Source organism: Jannaschia marina (genome assembly GCF_013404595.1).
GTDB lineage: Bacteria > Pseudomonadota > Alphaproteobacteria > Rhodobacterales > Rhodobacteraceae > Jannaschia > Jannaschia marina.
This window is the reverse complement of sequence record NZ_JABVAX010000033.1, coordinates 1-1,834: the sequence shown is the minus strand read 5'-3', so window position 1 is coordinate 1,834 and position 1,834 is coordinate 1. Positions and strand designations below refer to the sequence as shown.

General features: G+C 66.0%; 1 protein-coding gene. It reads right to left on the bottom strand.

Going from position 1 to position 1,834, the window contains the following annotated elements; genetic code table 11:
- Positions 1-1,834, bottom strand: a 1,834-nt coding sequence (locus tag HSX43_RS19455) for a calcium-binding protein (protein WP_407929393.1), incomplete at both ends; no start/stop codon positions are given.

Sequence of the window (1,834 nt, the reverse complement as noted above, 5' to 3'; positions counted from 1 at the left end):
TCTCCTCCACCGAGGATGTCGTCACCGAAATTGCCGGCGATCGTATCGTCACCGTTCCGGCCCTGAAGGGTGTCCCTTCCGTCGTCGCCGAGGATCATGTCCGCGCCGTCGCCCCCGGAGGCGAAGTCGTCACCTTCCTGGCCTTCCAGCGTGTCGTCGCCCGCATTCCCGTAGAGAGTATCGGCCCCTTCGCCACCGTCGAGCAGATCGTCGCCGTTGCCGCCGGCGAGCGTATCGGACTCGTTGCCCCCGAACTGCCGGTCGGCCCCGTCGCCGCCGAGCAGCATGTCGTCGCCCGCGTTGCCCGCCAGCAGGTCGTTTCCGGCCTCCCCGACGAGGCTGTCATCTCCGTCCTGGCCGCGGATGGAATCGTTCCCGTCTCCCCCGAAGATCGTGTCGTTGCCGTCGAGCCCGCGAAAATCGTCCGACCAGGGAGTGCCCGTCCAGACATCGGCGCCGTTCGTGAAGGCGTTGTTTTCGAGCGTGATCGTGATCTGGATCAGCTCATAGGCGTCGATCACGAGCGAAAACGTTCCGTCCACGTCGAGCCGATCGGTGACATCGACGATCTCCGCGTCCTGGTGGTTCCGGTTCGTCAAGCCGCCGCCCGCCACCGGATCCACGTCGATGGAGATCCCCCGCAGGTTCACGACCGTGTCGTCGCCGATCAGGTGCCGAAGATCCATCGAGAGGGTTTCGGTCACTCCGGTCCGCGACGAGAGGAACAGCACGAATTCGGTATCGGCCGGCCCCGACGGGTTATCCTCGAAGATGGTGACGTCGTAGTCGAGGGCGGTGCCTGGGGCGCTTTCGACATGATCGACGGACCAGGTCGTGTCGAACAGGTTGTAGCCCACCACGGTCTGCCGCAGCAGGTCGAAGACCGCCACGCGGGACGAATTGCCGACGAGCGTCAGCCCGGCGACCTCGACCGTCTGAACACCGTCCCCGCCGCCCGGAATCCCGGACGCGCCCTCCTCGTCGCCTTCGAGAAACAGCGACGTCTGATTGAACGTCTGGTAGAGCGCCCAGACGTCCGCCGATGTGACCCCCGAGTCGACGAGATGCACGAATTGCTCCAGGAACATCGTGGCCCCGTGTTCGGCCGTATTGACCGCAGTGTCACCGCGCGCCACGCTCGTCTTCACATTGTACTCCCCGACCCGGAGCACGACGTCGCCTCCCGCCCAGTCGTCCCAGCCCGAGAATGTCCGTTCCAACCGGGAGACGAGGCCGCCGCTGGTCTGGTAGTCGTTGGTGAAACCGCCCTCGGTCGCGATATCCCAGAAGCTGTTGCGGATGACGCCGTCCACCAGGTCGCTGACCGTGTACAGGGCATTGTTCAGGCCCGACATCGACACGCCCTGGTCGAAACCCGCCTGGATGTTCTCGTTTGCCCGCTCGATGACGCGCCCGCCGGACGAAACGGCGGCGAGGGCGCCGCTGACGGCCTGAATGAAGATGTCGACGTCTCCGTCGCCCTCACCCGACCCCGCCGCATCGTCCACACCCCGCTGGATCGCGACGGCGGCCTGACCGGCCGCGCGTCCGTATTCGCCTTCGAGGCTGGTCCCGGAAAGATCGCGCTCCGCACGGGCCCAATACTCGTTGTCGAGTTCGATTTGGCGGACCACCGACCCGTAGTCTTCGTCGAGCAGTTCGGCGAGCTGCCGGAGATCGTCGTAGAACGCGGCGCGCACGCCACCCGGCGCGGCGTCCCAGGCATCGTAGGACGTGTCGGTCGGCTTGACCGGCACGACGAGCGTGACCGTCAGGCCCTGCGCTTTCGCGTCGTCCAGAAATGCCGCGAGGGCGGCCGGAATGTCGTTGTTGT